We start from the raw sequence: 19622 nt of genomic DNA, 5'->3' as shown, positions 1-19622 counted from the left end.
ATACATCTTTTAAAAAACACCTGAAGACGGCTCTCATGACTCCACAACATATCGAACTTGTACAAGCGACTGTTCCTGTTTTACGTGAAAACGGCGTAGCACTTACCACGTATTTCTATAACCGCATGTTGAACAACCATCCAGAGTTGAAAAACACCTTCAACATGGATCATCAAAGTACCGGCCGTCAACCACGTGCCTTGGCTGCTGCAGTACTTGCCTATGCCGAAAACATTACCAATCCGGGCGTTTTGGCCAAAGCCATCGAACGCATTACCACTAAACATGTCAGCCTGGATATTCAACCGGATCAATATGCGATTGTCGGTGAGAACCTGTTGCACTCAATCAGCGAAGTTTTAGATGTACCCATGGACTCAGACCTGATCGCAGCCTGGAAAGAAGCTTATATGCAACTGGCAGATATTTTGATTGGTGTGGAAAAATCTAAATATGCCACTCTAGCTTCTGAAAATGGTGGCTGGGCGGGCTGGCGCGAATTTGAAGTGGCAGCAGTGAATGATACCGATGCAGGTAAAGTCTTTACGCTTAAAGCTAAAGATGGTGCAGCGATTGCAAGTGCTGAAGCTGGTGAACATATTTCAGTACGTGTACAGGTGCCTGAACAGCACATTCGTCAACCACAACAGTTTAGCTTTGATCAAGCTCAAAACGAGCAATATCAAATTACTGTGAAAGCGGAAGAAAATCCAACCACATTCTCGGTTGCACAGACACTGATCGACCACTACAAAGTTGGTGATGTAGTTGAAGTGTCTGCCCCGCTCAAGCTTTAATTGCAAAAACGGTTTAGACTAGCATCAGATTCTGATTAAAAGCTCCATTCGTGGAGCTTTTAACATTCAATTCTTTCATTTTCTAGCTGTTGACCTTATGCAACTCAATAAATTCACTGACTATGCGCTTCGGATTCTGATGTATGTCGCACAGCCACGTGATCTCCCCTATACCATTGCAGAACTTGCCGAGCGATTACAGGTTTCACAAAATCATGCCATGAAAATCGTGCATTTTATGGCGAAACAGGACTGGCTGATTACCACACGTGGTAAAGGTGGCGGCATACGTTTAAATCCGGCAAGCCTGAACTTCCAGCTGGGACAGATTGTGCGGATCCTGCAACGTGACAGCAATGTAGTGGAATGCAATAGCCCACCCTGCGTATTACGTCCGACCTGTGGCTTAAAAGGCATTTTAGATGATGCAGTGGAACAGTTTTATAGCAGTCTGGATCACTATGTACTTAAAGATGTGATTAGGCCACGAAATGCGCGTTTCAGTACAAATTCTCCGATCGGCCTGATTAATCTTTAAAGTCTTCCGGGTCAGGTCTTGTGACTTATTCTTGCGGCAAAGTTCGCTTGCCTGTGCGACTTCCTTTATAATGTTTCATTGTAGATCATTTATTGAAGTTGAGTTATGCACCACAGCAGAGGAAAATCCAAAAACAGTAAGACAGCCCATGCGCCTAAGCAAAAGATCAGCTACGAGAAAAAAGTTGATTCTGCCATTACTGAATATTCTGTGCGCGCACTCAACTGGCTACGCAAAGCCGAATTTTTAATGAGTGCACCCAAACTCAGTCTTTGTGTAGAAGATACAGGCTATGAAATTGCTTTTGCCGGCCGCTCGAATGCGGGTAAGTCTAGTGCGATTAATGCCCTGACCAACCAGAAACAGTTGGCACGTGCATCGAAAAAACCTGGCCGTACCCAGATGATCAACTTTTTCAGCCTGGGTAATCCGGATCAGCGTCTGGTAGACTTACCCGGTTATGGTTATGCGGCTGTGCCTGAAAAAATGAAACTGGTCTGGCAAAAAGAACTGGAAAATTACCTGATTCACCGTCAAAGCTTGCAAGGCCTGGTATTGTTGATGGATATCCGTCATCCCCTGCAACACTTTGATGTAATGATGCTGGAATGGGCTTATTCCCGCCAGTTGTTCGTGCATGTGTTATTGACCAAATCTGACAAACTAAACCGTGGTCCTGCATCCAAAGCCTTGCAGGAAGTCAAAGCGGCATTGAAAAAGATGAAGCTGGATTTCTCGATTCAACTGTTTTCCTCCATGAACAAACAAGGTTTAGAAGAACTGGCCAGTGTCATGGGTGGCCGTTTGAACTTTACCTTAGATCAAGCCTCTGAATATGATCTGGACAGTATTCCGGAAGCATCAGCGCATGATTTAAATGAATCTGATGAACCGCTTGAAGAGCTCGAGCTTAGTGAATCCGATTCGGAGCATGTTGCCGAAGTATCGACACATGATTTAAATGAAGCTGAAGAACCGCTGGAATTACTTGAGCAGGATCAATCCGAGCTTAAAGCGGCAGATGAATTGAATCAGAATAAGCATTCACCGGATTAAGATCCATATCACCGCAATGGTCTGGGATCGTTCTGGATTTATTAAAACTTACCTTATAAAAAAAGCAGACCAATGGCCTGCTTTTTTTATTTTTTAAATGTTTTAGCTATCTGTAGCTTGAAGATCGGGTTCACGCGTATGCCGGTCCACCACCACGCTGATCATCATATCTCCCTGAACATTCACCACTGTACGTACGGTATCCAGTAAACGGTCGATCGGTAAAAGAATGGCAATCGCCTCGGCAGGCAAACCGACCGACTGCAAGACCATGATCATGGTCACCATACCGGCACTCGGAATTCCTGGTGCACCTAAGGATGCAATCATCGCAGTTGCACAGACCACCAGTTGCTGCCCCAGACTCAGATCCAGCCCCATTAAATTGGCAATAAACAGAGCTGCAGCTGCTTCATACAGCGCCGTACCATCCATATTCAACTGTGTACCAAGTGGAATCACAAAGCCTGCAGTATGTGGACGTACCCCTAAATTTTCCTGCGCGCATTTCATCGACAAGGGCATGGTGGCCGAACTGGAACTGGTGGCAAAGGCAGTAATCAAGGCAGCACGTGTGCCTTTAAAGAACGTGACCGGATCCATCTTGCCGAAAATCCACAGCAATAAAGGCAAAACCACGATGCCATGAAAAATCGTCGTACCGGTGACTACCGCAGCGAATTCAGCCAGACGACTGAGAACTGAAACATCTTCAGTGGCAATTAATTTAGCCAATAAGGCAAAAATACCGAGCGGTGCCAGTTTCATCACCCAGCCAATCATCAACATCATGATTTCAAAAAACTGGTGACTCAGCTTGCGCACAGTACGGAATTTATCTCCACCTGCGACTAGTGCTACACCCACAAATAAGGCAAAGACTACCACCGCCAAGACATTCCCATCGGCAAATGCTTTAAACGGATTGATCAGGGTATTCTGAATAAAGTTGGTAAAGAAAGAAGATGGCGTAAGCGTATCCGGTGTTTGATGTTGCGCCATGGCATCCTGGAACATCAGCACATCAACACCCTTACCGACATTAAACAAATGCGCACACGCCAGCCCCAAAATGAGTGCTAAGGTAGTGGTGGTCACACAGCACATCAGGGTAATTTTCCAGGTGCGGCTTAGCTGCCCACCCGCCTGCAGATTGGATACGCCGACCATGATCGAGCTAAAAATCAGCGGCACTAACAGCATTTTTAACAAGCCAATAAAAATACTGCTGACGATGCCGATGCCATATAAGCTGATATCAAAAAATGAGGTCTGCGGAAATATCGTCAATAGAAATCCAAACAGCACCCCCAATACGGCGGCAATTAAAATTTGCGTATTTAAGCTCATCTTTTCATGCATTTTTAATATTGATCTTAAGCCGCACTATGCCATGCAGTGTCTATAGAATCGAGTAATATTTTATAAACGCATGGTTGAAGCATGGCATCAAATGGCCTTTTTCATCCGGCTTAAAAACAAAAAACCCAATCTAGGATTCGGCTTTTTGAGCAAGAAAAAATTACTGCGTTTCGATTTCACGTAAGCGGATCAGGCCTTCCTGAGAGGTACTGCAGACCAGCTCGCCGTTCTGCCACATCCGGCCAAAATTCAGGCCGCGCGAACTGGCGCTTTGGGTGGCATCCATATCGTAAAGCATCCATTCATCCGCACGGAATGGTTTATGGAAGTACATGGCATGGTCAATACTGGCACATTGTAAGCTTGGCGAAATATAACTCAGACCATGTGGACGAAGCGCCGTGGTCATCAAGGTAAAGTCAGAATAGAAAGCAGCAATGGCCTGATGCAAGGAGATCTGATCGACTTCTGCAGCAATACGGTCATGCGTACGGATATAGTGCGCATAAGACGGTGCTTCAGGTTGAGGCTGGAATGGATTTTGCGGATTGACCGGACGAATTTCCACATGACGATCACGAGTGAAAGATGCACGAACATTTTCCGGAATAAACTCAATAATCTGCTTGATCAGCTCTGCTTCATTTTTCAGGCTTTCTGCCGGTGGATATTCAGGCTCTGAAATCTGGTAATTCAGGCCCTCTTCCTGATGCGCGAAAGACACCATACACATGAAAATGGTACGGCCATGCTGAATAGCGCGCACCTGACGGCTGACAAAGCTCTTGCCGTCACGGATACGATCCACTTCATAAATAATCGGTGCATTGACATCCCCGCCAAACAGAAAATAGGCATGTAATGAATGTGCTGGACGGTCTGTGGTATAAGACGCGGCGCGTAGTGCCTGCCCTAAAACCTGCCCACCGAACACGCGCTTGCCCACCAGATTCCGGCTGATTCCCCGGAAAATGTTTTCTTCTAACTTTTCTAAGCTGAGCAGCTCGACCAGTTCCTGTGTTAAGGCATTCATAAGCAACCTATCTAATATTGGAGATATCCAAAATGGAAAAAAGGATCTAAATAATTGATCTGGAATATTCTGCCACAAAATCAGACCGAAACTCTAAAGTTTGCATGACTGTTCTGTCATACTGATGTCATAAGTGACTAGGAAAAGCACCTGCTTTCACGCTAAAATTGAAGCACTTCTGTTGAAGTTGTTAAAAAAGATATATTGTTTCGCTTTAGAAACCCGCAAAATAAATTCCCTCAGAAGTCCTGTGGTTTTGGTCAGTAAAATTAGGAGCAGCTATGTCCAAGAATGGCTTTGGTCAAATGTATCGCAAGCTTTCAAGTAAGTTACTTGATCTTGTGGTTACCCCTCATGTTCTTGGGGAAGTACCAAGTGAAGTGACAGCACCTAAATCTGATCAGACTGCAGCAGAATCGCAAAAGCTGGTCTGCTACGTTTTACAGAACCATTCACGTAGTAATGCACTGGTTGTCGATGCAGAAACGCGCCGCTTAAAATTGCCGGCTGCACTTGATCCAATGCAACTCGGTAACAGTAAGGAAAAAGCATCAGTACTGTTTTTACAGCATCATGATGAAAATAATCTGCTGAGCTCACCACCCCATGCTTTCCCGCCGCGCCTGTTACGCCTGATTGAAATTCTGGAACAGCATCCTGAGCTGGATGTCGAACTGGTACCGGTAACAGTACTTTGGGGACGCGAACCCGAGAAAGAAGATTCTTGGTTTAAACTGCTATTTACCGATACCTGGTCTACACCAAGCCGGGTCAAGCAACTGGTCAATATCGGCCTGCATGGTCGCCAGTCTTATTTAGAGTTCCATGAACCGCAGTCTTTACGCACCTTGATTAACTTTGCTAAAGAGACGCATCCAAATTCAGCGCCGGCCACCTATATTGTCAGCACTTTAAATGATTACCTGGATGGTCAGCGCGAAGTCATTCTCGGGCCGGACCTGTCCGACCGCCGTAATGTCATGCATGGCCTGATCAAGTCACCAGATGTACAGGCGGCGATTCGCAATGACAGTATTCGTAGCAAAATCTCGATGCTGGAATCTGAACGTCGTGCCATCGGTTATCTGAACGAAATCGTTTCCGATTATTCTCACTCGACTGTACGCTTTGCCGACAAAGCCCTGACCCGCTTATGGACGCAACTGTATGACGGCGTGGAAGTGCATAACTTCAGTACCGTACGGGAACTGGCCAAGGACTACGAGATTGTCTATACCCCATGTCACCGTAGCCACATCGACTATTTATTATTGTCTTATGTGATCTATCGTCGTGGTCTGATGGTGCCTTATATCGCTGCGGGCGATAACCTGAATATGCCTTTTGTCGGTCAGATTTTACGTGGTGGCGGTGCCTTCTTTATTCGCCGTACTTTCCGCGGCAACGCGCTGTATACCACGGTGTTTAAAGAATATCTGTATAGCGTCCTGTCACGTAATACCCCGCTGGAATACTTTATTGAAGGCGGCCGTTCACGCACCGGTCGTTTGCTTCCGCCAAAAACCGGGATGCTGGCGATGACCGTGCATGGTCATTTACGTGGCAAATCTAAGCCGATCGTATTTTTGCCGACTTATATCGGCTATGAACGCCTGATGGAAGGTGGCACTTATGTCGGTGAAATGAGTGGCAAGCCAAAAGAAGCTGAGTCTATTTTTGGTATTTTGAAAACCCTGCGCAAGATTGAACGCATTTTTGGCAAGGTGCACCTGAACTTCGGTAACCCAGTGTTTCTGGATGATATTCTGAAACAGCATGGCGCAGAACATATCAAGATCGAAAAGAATGATGATCCGATTCCACAAGCCGTTTCTGATGCAGTGAATAGCTCGGCACAGGCCATTCTGGAAAATATCAACAGTGCGGTCGTGATCAATCCAGTATCGTTATTGTCTTTAATCTTGCTGGCTACGCCGAAACATACGCTGGATGAAGAGATCTGTATCAAGCAGCTAGATACCTATCGCACCTTGCTAGCTGCCTTGCCTTATGATGAGCGCATGCAGGTGACGCCACTTTCTGGCAAGGAAATTATTGCCTATGCGATGAAGCTGAAACTGATCAAGCGGGTCAAGCATGTACTGGGAGATATTATTGCGATTGAAGATAATCAGGCAGTTCTGCTGACGTATTTCCGTAATAATATTGTGCACACTTTTGTGCTGCCATCTTTGATTGCAGCCCTAGTTGAACATAACGGTACCATTCGTCGTCATGATGTCGTGAATATCAGCAGTACCCTGTACCCATTCCTCAAAGCTGAACTGTTTTTAAAATGGCATGAAGATGAGATTCAGGATCAGGTGAATGCGCATATTGACAGCTTAATTGCCTCAAAACTGATTACACAAGATGGTGAAAACCTGATTGCACCTGCACCAAATACAGAAGCACATCATCAGCTTGAAGTTCTAGCTGCACCAGTAACCCAAAGTCTGGAACGTTACTACATGACTTTGGCACTGATTACCCAGCGTGGTTCTGGCAATATTTCGACCCGTCAGGTCGAAGAGCTGAGTTATCTGGTGGGACAGCGCCTGTCTGTGCTATATGAGTTCAACTCACCTGAGTTCTTCGACAAAGCCCTATTCCAGAGCTTTATTAAAGTCTTAACCCAAAAAGGTTATCTGTGTACCAATGAAGACAATGCGATTGTCTTTGATGAGCAGCTAACCAATGTGGCTCAATATGCAGATTTGGTACTGGATGAAGTGAAGCTACAAATGCTGCACCACATCACCGACTTTACGGATGAAGAACTGAAAGAAGCTTTGGATGCAGTTGCGGCTGAACAAGCCAAGAAACGCGCGAAGCGGAAGAAGAAGTAAGATTAAATTAAATAAAAAAGAGAGGCTAAGGCCTCTCTTTTTTATTTAAGAGTTTATAAGAAGTAAAAACTGGGAAGCTAATACCGTTATTTAAATAGGAGCATTCCCTTTCCTGAGCAATTTTTAAAACATGGTTTTTAAAAACAAAGCGTAAGTGAGGTTAGGAGGGATTATTTTTCCTCATCAACTCCAAATAATCCTGATAACAGTCTGGATGCTCTAACTCAAATCCCATTTTCTGCATTCGAGTCGCGTAAAGTTTCTTACCTGTCACCTGCTCGCTTTCTACTTGCAGCAAAGGAAGTCCCATCTGTTGCTGAAACCATTGCATTATTTCATGCAATAATTTTGGATCGTTGTTTGTCGCAATATAAGAGTTTTCAGGATGTTCCACGTGAATCATCTGTGATAAGAAACGTGATAAATCTTCGATATGAATCCGGTTCGACCAGTGCAAATTTGGATAGCACGTCATAGAAGCAGCCATTTTTTGCAGACGCGCAACTGAAGTACCGTAAATGCCGCTCGGACGAATGATGGTAGATTGCTCAGGATAAGCAGCGAAATAAGCCTGCTCCATCTGCTGCAAGATTTTGCCCTGAGCATCAATTGGGTGAATTTCAGTTTCGTCGTCTACGATTTCACCGGAATTTTGCCCATACACTCGTGTCGATGACACCACCACAATCCGCTTCACCGGATGCTGTTTCAAGGCAGCCACAATAGGTTGAACCGAATCCAGATAAGTCTGCTGATAGCCTTCAACCGTACTTTGTTTTGGACTAAGTAATACATAGACCCAGTCAATCGGAGGAACTGCTGTTAAATCCAGTTGATGCACATCCTGAATCAGATGAGTTGCGAATGAATCTGTTTTGGGACTCTGGCTAATTGTGCTAATTTGATGACCTTGCTCAAATAGTTGTTTAGCCACACGTCGGGATGTTTTACCATAACCGATAAATAAAATATGCATTGAGCACCGAATCACAAATCTGGTTGAGGGGACATGGCTGCAGTCCATCAGTTACAAGGCGTTGGCAATGCCGCCGCTGCATTACTCGAAAAACTAAATATCTTCAATACTGATGATTTGCTTTTTCATCTACCACGTGACTATGAAGACCGTAGCACGATCATTCCTATGAATCAATTGAGCGTGGGACGCAGCTATCTGCTGGAAGGCATCGTTAAAGGTGTGGATTTCCCCCCTGGCAAACGCAAATCCATGGCTGTGCTGCTAGATGATGATTTTGGCAAAATCACTTTACGTTTTTATCATATTTATAAAGGCATTACTGACCGCTGCAAACTGGGTAACCGTTTAAGAATTTTTGGTGAAGTGCGGGTTGGTGCACGCGGTCTGGAAATGTATCATCCCGAACTGCAAGTCATTACTGAGGACACACCTTTACCTCAAACCAAGCTCACGGCAATTTATCCGGCGACTGAAGGCCTGACCCAGCCAAAAATACGGGATTATATTCAGCAGGCCTTGGCTCAATACAGCGATCATCTGCCTGAATTGCTGCCAGCAAAATTTAGCAATGGTTATGCGCTGAAACAGGCACTGGAATATATCCATCATCCACCAGTCAATGCCAATATGCTGCAGCTGGCACAAGGCTCACATCCTGCACAGCAGCGCCTGATCTTTGAAGAACTGGTAGCGCATCAGATCAGTTTATTGACACGTCGGGCCTTCATTCAGCAGGTCGAAGCGCCTTCATTTGCGCCAAGTCAGACCTATGCCAAACAGCTTTTAGCCAGTCTGGCTTTTGAAATGACCGGTGCGCAAAAACGTGTATCCAGAGAAATTGCACAGGATTTAAGAACCAATAAACCGATGTTGCGTCTGGTTCAGGGCGATGTCGGCGCGGGTAAAACACTGGTGGCCGGTGTCGCGGCCTGCCATGCACTGGAAGAAGGCTGGCAAGTGGCGTTAATGGCACCGACCGAGATTCTGGCCGAGCAGCATTATCTGAACTTTAAACGCTGGTTTGAGCCTTTGGGCTTAAATGTAGCCTGGCTTTCCGGCAAGCAGAAAGGTAAAGCTCGCGCAGCAGCAGAACAGCTGATTCGGGACGGAAGTGCCCATCTGGTCATCGGCACCCATGCGCTGTTTCAGGAAAATGTCGAGTTTGCCAAACTGGGTCTGGTGATTATTGATGAGCAGCATCGCTTTGGTGTGGATCAGCGCCTTGCTCTCAGAAATAAAGGGCTGGATGGTATGTCACCGCATCAACTGGTGATGACCGCTACCCCGATTCCACGCACACTGGCTATGTCGGCCTATGGTGATCTGGACACCTCGGTGATTGACGAACTACCACCAGGTCGTACCCCGATTCAGACCGTGACCATTCCATTGGACCGGCGTGAAGAAGTCTTACAAAGGATTGCCAGTAACTGTGCCGAAGGTAAGCAGGCCTATTGGGTCTGCACCCTGGTAGAACAATCCGAAACCCTAGATGCCCAAGCTGCGGAAGCTACCTTTGCTGAAATCCGCGAGCGCTTTCCTGAGCTGAATATCGGACTAGTACATGGCAAGATGAAAGCCGATGAAAAACAGGCGGTAATGCAGCAGTTTAAAAATAATGAATTACAGCTACTGATTGCCACTACCGTGATCGAAGTCGGCGTGGATGTTCCGAATGCATCCATTATGGTGATTGAAAATGCTGAGCGTCTAGGTCTGTCTCAACTGCATCAGTTACGCGGGCGGGTCGGTCGTGGTGCCAAAGCCAGCTTCTGTGCCCTACTGTATAAACATCCGCTGTCGCAAAATGGTCAGGAACGTTTAAGAATCATGCGTGAAACCAATGATGGCTTCATGATTGCCGAGAAAGACCTGGAATTGCGTGGCCCAGGTGAGCTGCTCGGGACCAAACAGACTGGCGACATGAATTTCCGTGTGGCCAAACTGGAACGTGATGATCACCTGCTCAATCAGGCACATTATGTGGCTCAGCAGATGCTCAAGGATTATCCCGATCAGGCTGAGGCATTATTGCAACGTTGGCTACCGGAAGCACCACGCTATGCCTATGTTTAAATTACTGCAACATGGAAAATCCTGGCTGACCCGCTTACAGCCCTGCCAGCTCTGTCTGACCGATCATCAGTCCATTCGTTCAGTCTGTGAAGATTGCTGGCGACAATTACCCTGGGCACATCAAACCATTCAACGGCAGGAAATGCAGTTCCAGATTGCCTGCGACTATGCCTATCCGATGGACCGGCTGATTCAACTGTTTAAATATGAACAGAAGCTGCATTTGCAAAATTTACTGGCAGGTGTGCTGTTAAGCTTAGACCTACCTAAAGTCAGTGCGATAGTACCGATGCCGATCTCGAATGAGCGTCTGGCTGAGCGCGGTTATAATCAATCTCTAGTGCTGGCCAAACATGTGGCAAAACAGTTGAATGTACCCATCTGGCAACCTGTTCGACGAATGAAACAACACTCGCAAAAGGGCCTAAGCCGGCTGGAGCGGATTGAAGACATCCAATCACAATTCCAGATCAGTACCATTTCCAAGCTGCGTTACCGTCGGGTGCTGATTATTGATGATGTGGTGACGACCGGCAGCTCGATTCGAGCACTGAGCCAAACACTTGAACAACTGGGCTGTCAAAAAGTTTATGCAGCCTGTCTGGCAGGTGCTCAAATCTGAAAATTTAAGCTTGGGCGAGTAAATGAGACTTGACCCATGGAATCACAATTTCAGTGGTCAAGGGTGCGAGTCGTAGCTCTTTTTCATCCAGATCGACCCATTTCATTTCGGCAATTTCCGCTTCAATTTTTGGCGCTTGATCTAGACTTACCCAATAGACATAACTCACCAGTTGATGATCAGGTTCATTTGCCGTCTGGGTTTCAAAACGCCCAATGAATTGCTGAATCTGCGCCTGTGTGCCAATTTCTTCCTGAATTTCACGCAACATCGTTGCTTCTGGTGCTTCATTTGGCTCCAGCTTGCCACCAACCTGCATAAAGCAGGATGTCCCTTTTTTGCGAACCACCAGCAGTTGCTGCGCTTCATTTAAAATAATGGCTGCAGCCACCGTAATCACGTTCATTTATTTTCTACAAATCATGCTGTGGACAGCTTATTTTACAAGATCGGTCTGATCGACCATACCCCATTTCGCTTCAGGCGGCTGATAACTTTCAAACTGGCGCAAAATATCATCCAGATTATCACTCACAATTAAAGCATCGCTAAAGCGCGCTTTGGTAAAACCTTTCTCAGTCGTCATATAGATAAATTTGAGTAAATCATCATAGAAACCATCTACATTTAAAAAAGCACAAGGCTTTTTATGAATTCCCAACTGTGCCCAGGTCCATTGTTCAAAAATTTCCTCTAGGGTTCCGGCACCACCCGGAATGGCAATAAATCCCTGGGCCAGTTCCGACATGCGGGTTTTACGTTCATGCATATTATCGACCAAAAATAGCTCGGTAATATGCGGATGCGCCAGTTCACGATTGACCAGCTGTCTTGGAATTACACCAATCACCTTGCCACCAGCAGCCAAAGCACTATCAGCAACAATGCCCATTAAACCGGAGCGACCACCGCCATAGACCAGCGTCTGATGCCTTTCTGCCAAGGTCTGACCAACCTTTTCGGCAATCTGGGCATAGAGAGGATCGGAGCCCAGTGCTGAACCACAAAAAATTGCGATAGAATTCATCATTTCACTCTCCAATTGACGCTATATTGTACGAAATCGCTGCAAGCGCGTTTTTTCCAAAAATAACTGCTTAATATCAGTGTTTTTATTCAATTCCTTGTCTAAAATACACCCATTCCAATTCACATACTGCGCCAGGGAGAAAAGACAGCATGCTTGAAGCCTTTTACGCCACAGAGCGCGGTAGCTTAGAAGATATCACGATTAACGGTGATTTCGACCTACATCCAGATTTAGTATGGCTTGATCTGATTGCACCTTCACAAGAAGAGCAGCAATGGATTCTAGATGCCTATGCGCAAAACTTACCGACCTTAAAATCGCTGGAAGATATTTCCTCGAGTGCCCGATTTTACCGTGATGATGACGGCATTTTGCATATCAGTACCTATTTTTTAACCAAAAATAAAAACTATCAGGTCGAGAACGAAAACGAAGATGAATCCAGCATGCTGGCGACGGTACAAACTGTAGCATTCATTCTACATAAGGATCGTCTGTTTACCTTGCGTGGCGAAAAGCTGGTGGCCTTTCGTGCCTTCCGTGCCCGTGCGCGCCGCAATGATTATGAAATCGATTATAAAGATCCAACCTGGATTCTATTGGGTCTGCTCGAAGCCAAACTGGATGAACTGGCCGACATTCTGGAAGATGTACATAAAGATTTAGAGAAATATTCAACTGAAGTGTTGAATAACCGCCATCGTGAGCAGATTCTCGATCTGGATGACATGATTACCCGTCTGGCTCAACTGGAAGATATGCTCGGTAAAGCGCAACTCTGTCTGATCGATTTGCGTCGTGTTCTAACTTTCCTGTCTCGTCCACGCGCCTTAGGCAGTCATATTTATGATGCGGATATCCGAGAACTCAGTGAAGATGTACGCTCGCTGGTTGAACATGATGCCTTTCTGTTCCAGAAAGTGCGCTTCCTGCTCGATACCACGTCCGGATTCATTAACACGGAACAGAACGATACAATTCGTCGATTCTCGATTCTGCCAAGTATGCTCGCTCCACCGATGCTCATTGCCAGTATTTATGGCATGAATACCGAAGTTCTGCCTTTTGCACAAGGCACCATGAGCTTCATTATGGTCAGTATTATTTTGATCGGCTTTTTAATCGGGCCATTGATTTACTTTAGATGGAAGAAGTGGATTTAATTTCTTCACCCTCTCTCTAACTCTCTCCCATAGGGAGAGAGGACTTCCAATATTTATTGAGATAGTAGTTTTTAAAAATATCATTTCTCTCCATAAATTTAGAGAGGAAGTTCCCTCTCCTTTTAGGAGAGGGTTAGGGTGAGGTCATATTTTAATCCTTCCTAACCTCCTTTTGATAAAGGAAGGAATTTACTTTTAAAATGTATCAACAATAAAAAAGCACCTGTCGGTGCTTTTTTATTTACTGAGTGATCTGTAAATCATCCTGTAAATGACAGGCCTGAATGATATTCATCATTTTAGCAGGAACAGCTTTAAACTGTAGTCCTTGCGCTTGAGGAGTTTGGCGCAACCAGCGCACCAATACTGCCAAAGCCAAAGTACTGCCACTTTCAAGCCCAGCCAAGTTGACCACAAGCGGAAACTTGGTCTGCGACTGAACCACACGCAAACCATTTAGGTAATAGTCCTGCGCATTGGCATAGTCAATCTTGCCTGAAACCTGCAATTCCTGATCCTTGAATACAATCACGGCTCACCTATCTGATTATTTCTTGTTCTTGTCGATTGCAGCTTCTGCATCCGGTTTGAAGTTAGCAATGGCTTTATCTATATTACCGCCATTACGTTTGACTGTCGCAGCAAACTGGTTACGGAATTGCAAACCTAGATCGATACCCGATACGTTGATGTTGCGGATTTTCCATTGTGAACCTTTGTCCACCAGCTGGAACGCCACGGGAATTTTCTCGCCCTTATTATTAAAGTCGATGGTTACAACAGGGTTTTTGCTATTGCTGGCCTTGTATGGACGCACGCTATAGGTCTGATTGCTGAACTTGGAAAATGCAGAACCATAATTTTCAATGAGCGTTTCACGGAAATTCTTTTCAAACTGGGCGCGTTGTGCAGCAGTACTATACTGGTTCGTCGCATAAGTCCCCATCACAATACGCGTGAAAGACTGTGAATCAATGTATGGATCCAGATTCTGGCGGACAATCGCTTTGACCAGCGCTGGATTGTTCTGCAATTTTGCGTTATCAGCTTTGAGGCGCTCAATCAAACCATCTGCCACTTTTTTAATAAAAGCAGGTGGCGCTTCAGACGGTGCAGCAAACACTGTACCAGCAACCATTGTTGAAAGAATGCTTGCTGCAAGCGTTTGTTTTACTAAAGTCTTCACTGAAATCTCCTCAATCTATTATTCAACAAATGCAGGTTCTGCATCAGTCGATTCTGAAACTGTCGCCTGTTCTGGGGCAGTTTCTTGACTATCCGACGATTTACCGGCACCGCCAGTAATGAACTTCGTCACTAAATCTTCAATTTCCATGGTGCCTTGGGTATTGGCAATCTGATCACCGCGTTTCAAATAGTTCAGACCACCACCTGGAATAATTTTCAGGTATTTTTCACCCAATAACCCATTGGTCGCTACCATAATATAAGCATCCTCATCAATATTGGTGATGGATTTCATGTTAGCTAACAGTTGTTTTTCCATGTCTTTTTGTTGCGCAGGGGTAGCAGCAGTATAGTCCGAACTATAACGTAACTCTTCCAGTGCTTCCTGCTGAACCTGCTTTAACTGTTCAGCATTAAACGAGGTCAATGAGCCATCCAGAGTCATATGCACGGTCGCCAGACGAGTTACAGGGTCCAGGGTAATGTCATCCACCTGCCCCACTTTCACACCACTTAATGCCACTTTGGCACGTGGCTTGATCCCATTTACATTTTCAAAAGTCGCTGTCATTTTATAGCTGTCGGAAATATTGTGTCCGACCAGACCACTGACACGCATTGCTAGGAAAAATAAGGCAATACCAAACAAAATAACAAAAACACCAACGGCCAGCTCACTAGTACGTGATTTCATTAAACACCTCCGAACATGACCGCAGTCAACACAAAGTCAAAGCCTAAAACGCACAGCGAAGAATACACGACTGTACGCGTTGTAGAAGTTGCAATACCTTCCGATGTCGGGACACAGGCATAGCCTTGATACACCGCAATCCAGGTACAAATTAATGCGAATACAAAACTTTTAATAATGGTGCCATTTAAGACATCTTTATAGAATTGCACGCTGCTTTCCATGCCGCTCCAATAAGCGCCTTCATCGGCACCCAGAAAATCCACCCCGACCATTTTGCCGCCCATAATGCCAACTGCAGCAAAGATGACGGAAAGCATTGGCAAGCTAAAAATCCCTGCCCAAAGACGAGGCGAAATCACCCGCTTCAATGGATCGACACCGATCATTTCCATACTGGACAATTGTTCAGTAGCTTTCATCAGGCCAATTTCCGCAGTCAAGGCTGAACCGGCACGTCCTGCAAATAGCAAAGCAGCGACCACAGGTGCCAGTTCACGCAGCAAGGTCAACGCGACCGCTGTTCCTAGCATCGACTCACTACCAAAGGTCGACAAGATGCTAAACATCTGCAAACCAAGCACGGCACCAATAAACAGGCCAGAAACCACAATAATCAGCAGGGACAATACCCCAACCCGATACATCTGATAAATAAACAGCTTTACGCCAAGCCAGGTCGGCATGGAAAATAAAATCTGCAACAGCATCAGGGTCGCGACCCCAATCCCCTGTACACGTTCAATAACGCGTCTACCTAATGCGGCAATTGCATTCATGAACGAACCTCATCACTTAAATAAGCTTGATGACTAAACTGATAATCCACCGGACCTTCTACCGAACCGGTCAGGAATTGCTGTACAAAAGCAGAAGGATGCGCTTTCAGCTCGGCAGGTGTGCCCTCGCCCTGAATTTTGCCTTCTGCCACCACATAGATGTAGTCTGCAATCGATAAAGTCTCTGCAACATCATGCGAAACAATAATCGTGGTCAAGTCCAGTGCTTCGCGCAAAGAGCGGATTAAACGGGTCAATACCCCCATCACAATCGGATCTTGTCCGGCAAAGGGTTCATCGTACATGATCAGCTCAGGATCTAGCGCAATCGCCCGGGCCAGAGCCACGCGTCGGTTCATACCACCAGATAACTCGGATGGCATCATCTGCTCTGCACCACGTAAACCGACCGATTCCAGTTTCAGTGCCACGATTTCCTTAATCAGATGTTCTGGCAGTTTGGTATGTGCCCGAATCGGAAATGCGACATTTTCATACACGCTCATATCGGTAAACAAAGCACCGCTCTGAAACAGCATGCCCATACGTGCACGTGCTGAAAAAAGTTCGGAACGTGACATCGAGGCAATATCTTTGCCATCCAATAAGACCTGACCATGTTCGGGCGTCAGCTGTCCACCAATCAGTCTTAATAAGGTGGTTTTACCGGTTCCCGATGGCCCCATGATGGCGGTAATCTGTCCACGACGAATAGTTAAACTCACGTCGTCATAAATCACGCGCTCACCCCGCTTGAAGCTCAAATTCTTGACTTCAATCAGAGACTGAGTATCTCGCGCTGTTTGATTTTTCATAGCTGAGTTTATTCCTGCATTTTTTCAGCATGCATACTATAAAGGAACGAAGTTCAAAATGTTAGCAGTTGAAAAAGATGGTCTAATATCATAAAAAAATAACAACAATAGATTATTTCGAATTTTTTATAATAAAAATATGCACTTAAGCTTGATTTAGGTACATTGATTAATTAAAAAAACTGTATAGATAATAGATAATATTACATAAAATCAAAGTCAATGCGATATATGGCATATACACCTCTATCAATTGAGATCGAAGAGCTAAGCTTTTCATATTAATAATTATCATAACCCTGACAAAACATGATTTAGTAGACATTTTACGTTAAAAAGCAAAAAACTCAATGCATAAAAAAAACCGGTATTTCTACCGGTTTTTTATCTTCATCTAGCGACTGAATTAGTCGTTAAATTTACGACGTGGACGATCTTCACCACCGAACGAACGTTCACCACGTGGCTTGTCATCAAAGTTGCGACGTACTGGACGATCACCGAAATCACGCTTTGGACGGTCATCACCGAATGAACGCGCTGGACGATCACCGAAACCACCTTCACGACGTGGAGCTGGACGATCACCAAAATCACGTTTTGGACGATCACCATAACCACCTTCACGAGCTGGTTTGTAGTCTACACGGTTGCCACGGTTGTCATCATTAGAGCGAGGACGGTCACCAAAACCACCTTCACGACGTGGAGCTGGACGATCACCGAAGTCACGCTTTGGACGGTCATCAAACGAACGTTGTGGACGATCACCGAAACCGCCTTCACGACGTGGAGCTGGACGATCACCGAAATCACGCTTTGGACGGTCATCAAACGAACGTTGTGGACGATCACCGAAACCGCCTTCACGACGTGGAGCTGGACGATCACCAAAGTCACGACGTGGACGATCTTCGCCAAATGCTGGACGTTCGCCACGAGGTTTGTCATCGAAGCTACGACGTGGACGATCATCACCGCCTTCACGACGTTTGAAGTTGCTTTCGCCTTCAAAACGACGACCGCCACCGAAACCACCACGACCGCCATCACGACGACCGCCATCACGGCCACGACCGCGACCAGCGCCATCACGGCTACCACGTGCAGGAGGTGGAGATGGCTCAAGACCTTCAATTTCAGATACGTTTAGACGCGCATCAAGGAAGTCTTCCAAAGCACGGATTTTACCGCGTTCACGGTAAGTCGCCAAAGTAATTGCTTTACCAGTACGACCCGCACGACCTGTACGACCGATACGGTGTACATAGTCTTCGTTCTTCATTGGAAGACCGAAGTTGATTACGTGTGAAATTGTTGGTACGTCAAGACCACGCGCTGCAACGTCAGTTGCAACCAGAATCTTCGCACGACCTTCACGAATGCTACGTAAACGACGGTTACGAACAGTTTGTGGCATAGCACCGTGAAGCGCTACAACTGATAGACCTGCTTCAGCAAGTTCTTCAGCCAACATATCTGTATCTTCTTGAGTTGACGCAAATACAACTGCTTGATCAACGTCTTCTTCGTTCAACCAATGAGTAAGAAGTTTTTTCTTGTGCTCGAAACCGTCAGTCCAATGCAAAGTCTGAGTAATATCAGTATTTGTAGAGTGACCAGTTTCGATCGAAATACGCATTGGGTCATTCATCATGCGTTCTGCAAGTGTAATGATACGTGGTGCAAAAGTCGCAGAGAACATAAGAGTCTGTTTGCGGTTTGCAGCCAACTCACCAATTGCTTCTAAGTCTTCAGAGAAACCCAGGTCAAGCATACGGTCAGCTTCATCGACGATTAACGCGTCAACTTTATCCAATTTGATTTGACGACGATTCACCAAGTCAAGTAGACGACCTGGAGTTGCAACAACAACTTGCGCGCCTTTTAACTGTTGAATTTGCTTACCGAAAGGCATACCGCCCATGATTGCCGCAATACGAACACCTTTCATGTGACGTACAAATGCAATCGCGTCTTGACATACCTGTTGTGCCAATTCACGAGTCGGTGAAATCACCAAAATATTCGGTTGAGTAACCGCTTTCATACGGTCTTTAAACGGTACTAATGTATCTTGGTTTGCCAACGCATTTAACGTAGGAAGTAAGAATGCAGCAGTTTTACCAGAACCTGTTTGGCTTGACACAAGAAGGTCTTTGCCTTCAAGCGCAGCTGGAATCGCTTGTTCTTGTACAGGAGTAGGAGTAGTAAAGCCTAAAGCGTCGAGAGCCTGTGTTAGAGATTCGTCGAGGGAAAAATCAGCAAAAGTTTTGCTCATAGAGAGTATTCACCCTGAAGTGGGTGCTCCATTTAATAAATAACAATTATGGACATCGGCAAAAAGCGGCACAGCAAATAATGCTGAAAATATTAGGATTCAGCAGCGATCCGAGTAACGACGATGTGGATATAACGCACGCATGATTACGGCCGCAAACCTGAAGGAATCGCTTAAGCGATTGGGGCGCGAAGGATATGTCCTCTCTATGGACAGCACGCGCATACAATGATTAGAAGATAGTGTTCAGGTAAAGAACAGAAATTAAGTGCGTGGCAGAATTATAGCAGAATATTTCACAATGTCATTAAGTTTTAAAACTAATTTTCCTTATTCACAATTTATCTATATATTTCTAAT

General features: G+C 45.5%; 17 protein-coding genes and 1 pseudogene. 7 read left to right on the top strand and 11 right to left on the bottom strand.

Features of this window, described 5'->3' with window-relative positions; all coding sequences use genetic code 11:
* The first annotated feature begins 35 nt into the window (after positions 1-35).
* From FTV08_RS05455 to yihA, 3 genes and pseudogenes are all read left to right on the top strand, one after another.
* A complete protein-coding gene (locus tag FTV08_RS05455; RefSeq protein WP_180086853.1) occupies positions 36-797 on the top strand; it encodes a globin domain-containing protein in 762 nt (253 codons plus the stop codon).
* 97 nt (positions 798-894) lie between these two features.
* Complete coding sequence (locus FTV08_RS05450; RefSeq protein ID WP_180086852.1) at positions 895-1335, top strand: Rrf2 family transcriptional regulator; 441 nt, start codon at positions 895-897, stop codon at positions 1333-1335.
* A 105-nt stretch (positions 1336-1440) separates the two neighbouring features.
* Positions 1441-2217, top strand: a pseudogene (yihA, locus tag FTV08_RS05445) (ribosome biogenesis GTP-binding protein YihA/YsxC); the annotation flags it as partial.
* A 276-nt stretch (positions 2218-2493) separates the two neighbouring features.
* Here yihA and FTV08_RS05440 read toward each other — a convergent pair.
* Entirely contained in the window at positions 2494-3741 is a 1248-nt protein-coding gene (locus FTV08_RS05440; protein ID WP_257221156.1) for a dicarboxylate/amino acid:cation symporter, read from the bottom strand.
* Positions 3742-3913: 172 nt separating this feature from the next.
* The gene (locus tag FTV08_RS05435) at positions 3914-4786 is read right to left on the bottom strand and encodes an acyl-CoA thioesterase II (RefSeq protein WP_004645045.1); all 873 of its coding nucleotides are present in this window, start codon (positions 4784-4786) and stop codon (positions 3914-3916) included.
* Positions 4787-5067: 281 nt separating this feature from the next.
* On the opposite strand from FTV08_RS05435, the gene plsB reads away from it, so the two are divergent.
* Positions 5068-7635 (top strand): glycerol-3-phosphate 1-O-acyltransferase PlsB, encoded by a 2568-nt coding sequence (plsB, locus tag FTV08_RS05430; protein WP_180086850.1) that lies wholly within the window; start codon positions 5068-5070, stop codon positions 7633-7635.
* 160 nt (positions 7636-7795) lie between these two features.
* Here plsB and FTV08_RS05425 read toward each other — a convergent pair whose 3' ends face one another.
* The gene (locus FTV08_RS05425) at positions 7796-8611 is read right to left on the bottom strand and encodes an NAD(P)H-binding protein (RefSeq protein ID WP_180086849.1); all 816 of its coding nucleotides are present in this window, start codon (positions 8609-8611) and stop codon (positions 7796-7798) included.
* A gap of 33 nt (positions 8612-8644) precedes the next feature.
* On the opposite strand from FTV08_RS05425, the gene recG reads away from it, so the two are divergent.
* A complete protein-coding gene (gene recG / locus FTV08_RS05420) occupies positions 8645-10690 on the top strand; it encodes an ATP-dependent DNA helicase RecG (protein WP_180086848.1) in 2046 nt (681 codons plus the stop codon).
* Entirely contained in the window at positions 10677-11312 is a 636-nt protein-coding gene (locus FTV08_RS05415; protein WP_180086847.1) for a ComF family protein, read from the top strand. The genes recG and FTV08_RS05415 overlap by 14 nt, the downstream gene beginning before the upstream one ends.
* A gap of 4 nt (positions 11313-11316) precedes the next feature.
* On the opposite strand, the gene FTV08_RS05410 is transcribed toward FTV08_RS05415, so the two are convergent.
* Together FTV08_RS05410 and FTV08_RS05405 are read right to left on the bottom strand one after the other, a co-directional pair.
* A complete protein-coding gene (locus tag FTV08_RS05410) occupies positions 11317-11718 on the bottom strand; it encodes an NUDIX domain-containing protein (RefSeq protein WP_180086846.1) in 402 nt (133 codons plus the stop codon).
* 30 nt (positions 11719-11748) lie between these two features.
* Entirely contained in the window at positions 11749-12339 is a 591-nt protein-coding gene (locus FTV08_RS05405) for a TIGR00730 family Rossman fold protein (RefSeq protein WP_180086874.1), read from the bottom strand.
* 152 nt (positions 12340-12491) lie between these two features.
* Between FTV08_RS05405 and FTV08_RS05400 the strand changes: the two genes are divergently transcribed.
* The gene (locus tag FTV08_RS05400) at positions 12492-13505 is read left to right on the top strand and encodes a CorA family divalent cation transporter (protein WP_005248226.1); all 1014 of its coding nucleotides are present in this window, start codon (positions 12492-12494) and stop codon (positions 13503-13505) included.
* 241 nt (positions 13506-13746) lie between these two features.
* On the opposite strand, the gene FTV08_RS05395 is transcribed toward FTV08_RS05400, so the two are convergent.
* The 6 genes from FTV08_RS05395 to FTV08_RS05370 form a co-directional block, all read right to left on the bottom strand.
* Positions 13747-14037 carry an STAS domain-containing protein gene (locus tag FTV08_RS05395; protein WP_180086845.1) on the bottom strand — a complete coding sequence of 97 codons (291 nt, stop codon included), beginning with the start codon at positions 14035-14037 and terminating at the stop codon, positions 13747-13749.
* Between the two features lie 15 nt (positions 14038-14052).
* Entirely contained in the window at positions 14053-14691 is a 639-nt protein-coding gene (locus FTV08_RS05390; protein WP_004281529.1) for a phospholipid-binding protein MlaC, read from the bottom strand.
* Between the two features lie 18 nt (positions 14692-14709).
* Positions 14710-15387: an outer membrane lipid asymmetry maintenance protein MlaD gene (locus FTV08_RS05385; protein ID WP_180086844.1), complete on the bottom strand. Its 678-nt coding sequence runs from the start codon at positions 15385-15387 to the stop codon at positions 14710-14712.
* Positions 15387-16166 carry a lipid asymmetry maintenance ABC transporter permease subunit MlaE gene (gene mlaE / locus FTV08_RS05380; protein WP_004281531.1) on the bottom strand — a complete coding sequence of 260 codons (780 nt, stop codon included), beginning with the start codon at positions 16164-16166 and terminating at the stop codon, positions 15387-15389. Before mlaE ends, FTV08_RS05385 begins: the two co-directional genes overlap by 1 nt.
* Entirely contained in the window at positions 16163-16981 is an 819-nt protein-coding gene (locus FTV08_RS05375) for an ABC transporter ATP-binding protein (protein ID WP_180086843.1), read from the bottom strand. The genes mlaE and FTV08_RS05375 overlap by 4 nt, the downstream gene beginning before the upstream one ends.
* Positions 16982-17387: 406 nt before the next feature.
* Complete coding sequence (locus FTV08_RS05370; protein WP_004281533.1) at positions 17388-19262, bottom strand: DEAD/DEAH box helicase; 1875 nt, start codon at positions 19260-19262, stop codon at positions 17388-17390.
* Between the last annotated feature and the right edge of the window lie 360 nt (positions 19263-19622).

It is taken from the genome of Acinetobacter sp. YH12226 (assembly GCF_013417805.1).
Taxonomy (GTDB): domain Bacteria; phylum Pseudomonadota; class Gammaproteobacteria; order Pseudomonadales; family Moraxellaceae; genus Acinetobacter.
Note: the sequence above shows the minus strand (reverse complement) of the source record. Positions and strands in the feature narration are given on the sequence as shown.

What these genes read in the sequence shown, in the direction of transcription:
- FTV08_RS05455 (WP_180086853.1), top strand. Translation starts at nt 36, where the DNA reads ATGACTCCACAACATATCGAACTTGTACAAGCGACTGTTCCTGTTTTA.
- FTV08_RS05450 (WP_180086852.1), top strand. Translation starts at nt 895, where the DNA reads ATGCAACTCAATAAATTCACTGACTATGCGCTTCGGATTCTGATGTAT.
- FTV08_RS05440 (WP_257221156.1), bottom strand. Translation starts at nt 3,741, where the DNA reads ATGAGCTTAAATACGCAAATTTTAATTGCCGCCGTATTGGGGGTGCTG.
- FTV08_RS05435 (WP_004645045.1), bottom strand. Translation starts at nt 4,786, where the DNA reads ATGAATGCCTTAACACAGGAACTGGTCGAGCTGCTCAGCTTAGAAAAG.
- plsB (WP_180086850.1), top strand. Translation starts at nt 5,068, where the DNA reads ATGTCCAAGAATGGCTTTGGTCAAATGTATCGCAAGCTTTCAAGTAAG.
- FTV08_RS05425 (WP_180086849.1), bottom strand. Translation starts at nt 8,611, where the DNA reads ATGCATATTTTATTTATCGGTTATGGTAAAACATCCCGACGTGTGGCT.
- recG (WP_180086848.1), top strand. Translation starts at nt 8,645, where the DNA reads ATGGCTGCAGTCCATCAGTTACAAGGCGTTGGCAATGCCGCCGCTGCA.
- FTV08_RS05415 (WP_180086847.1), top strand. Translation starts at nt 10,677, where the DNA reads ATGCCTATGTTTAAATTACTGCAACATGGAAAATCCTGGCTGACCCGC.
- FTV08_RS05410 (WP_180086846.1), bottom strand. Translation starts at nt 11,718, where the DNA reads ATGAACGTGATTACGGTGGCTGCAGCCATTATTTTAAATGAAGCGCAG.
- FTV08_RS05405 (WP_180086874.1), bottom strand. Translation starts at nt 12,339, where the DNA reads ATGAATTCTATCGCAATTTTTTGTGGTTCAGCACTGGGCTCCGATCCT.
- FTV08_RS05400 (WP_005248226.1), top strand. Translation starts at nt 12,492, where the DNA reads ATGCTTGAAGCCTTTTACGCCACAGAGCGCGGTAGCTTAGAAGATATC.
- FTV08_RS05385 (WP_180086844.1), bottom strand. Translation starts at nt 15,387, where the DNA reads ATGAAATCACGTACTAGTGAGCTGGCCGTTGGTGTTTTTGTTATTTTG.
- mlaE (WP_004281531.1), bottom strand. Translation starts at nt 16,166, where the DNA reads ATGAATGCAATTGCCGCATTAGGTAGACGCGTTATTGAACGTGTACAG.
- FTV08_RS05375 (WP_180086843.1), bottom strand. Translation starts at nt 16,981, where the DNA reads ATGAAAAATCAAACAGCGCGAGATACTCAGTCTCTGATTGAAGTCAAG.
- FTV08_RS05370 (WP_004281533.1), bottom strand. Translation starts at nt 19,262, where the DNA reads ATGAGCAAAACTTTTGCTGATTTTTCCCTCGACGAATCTCTAACACAG.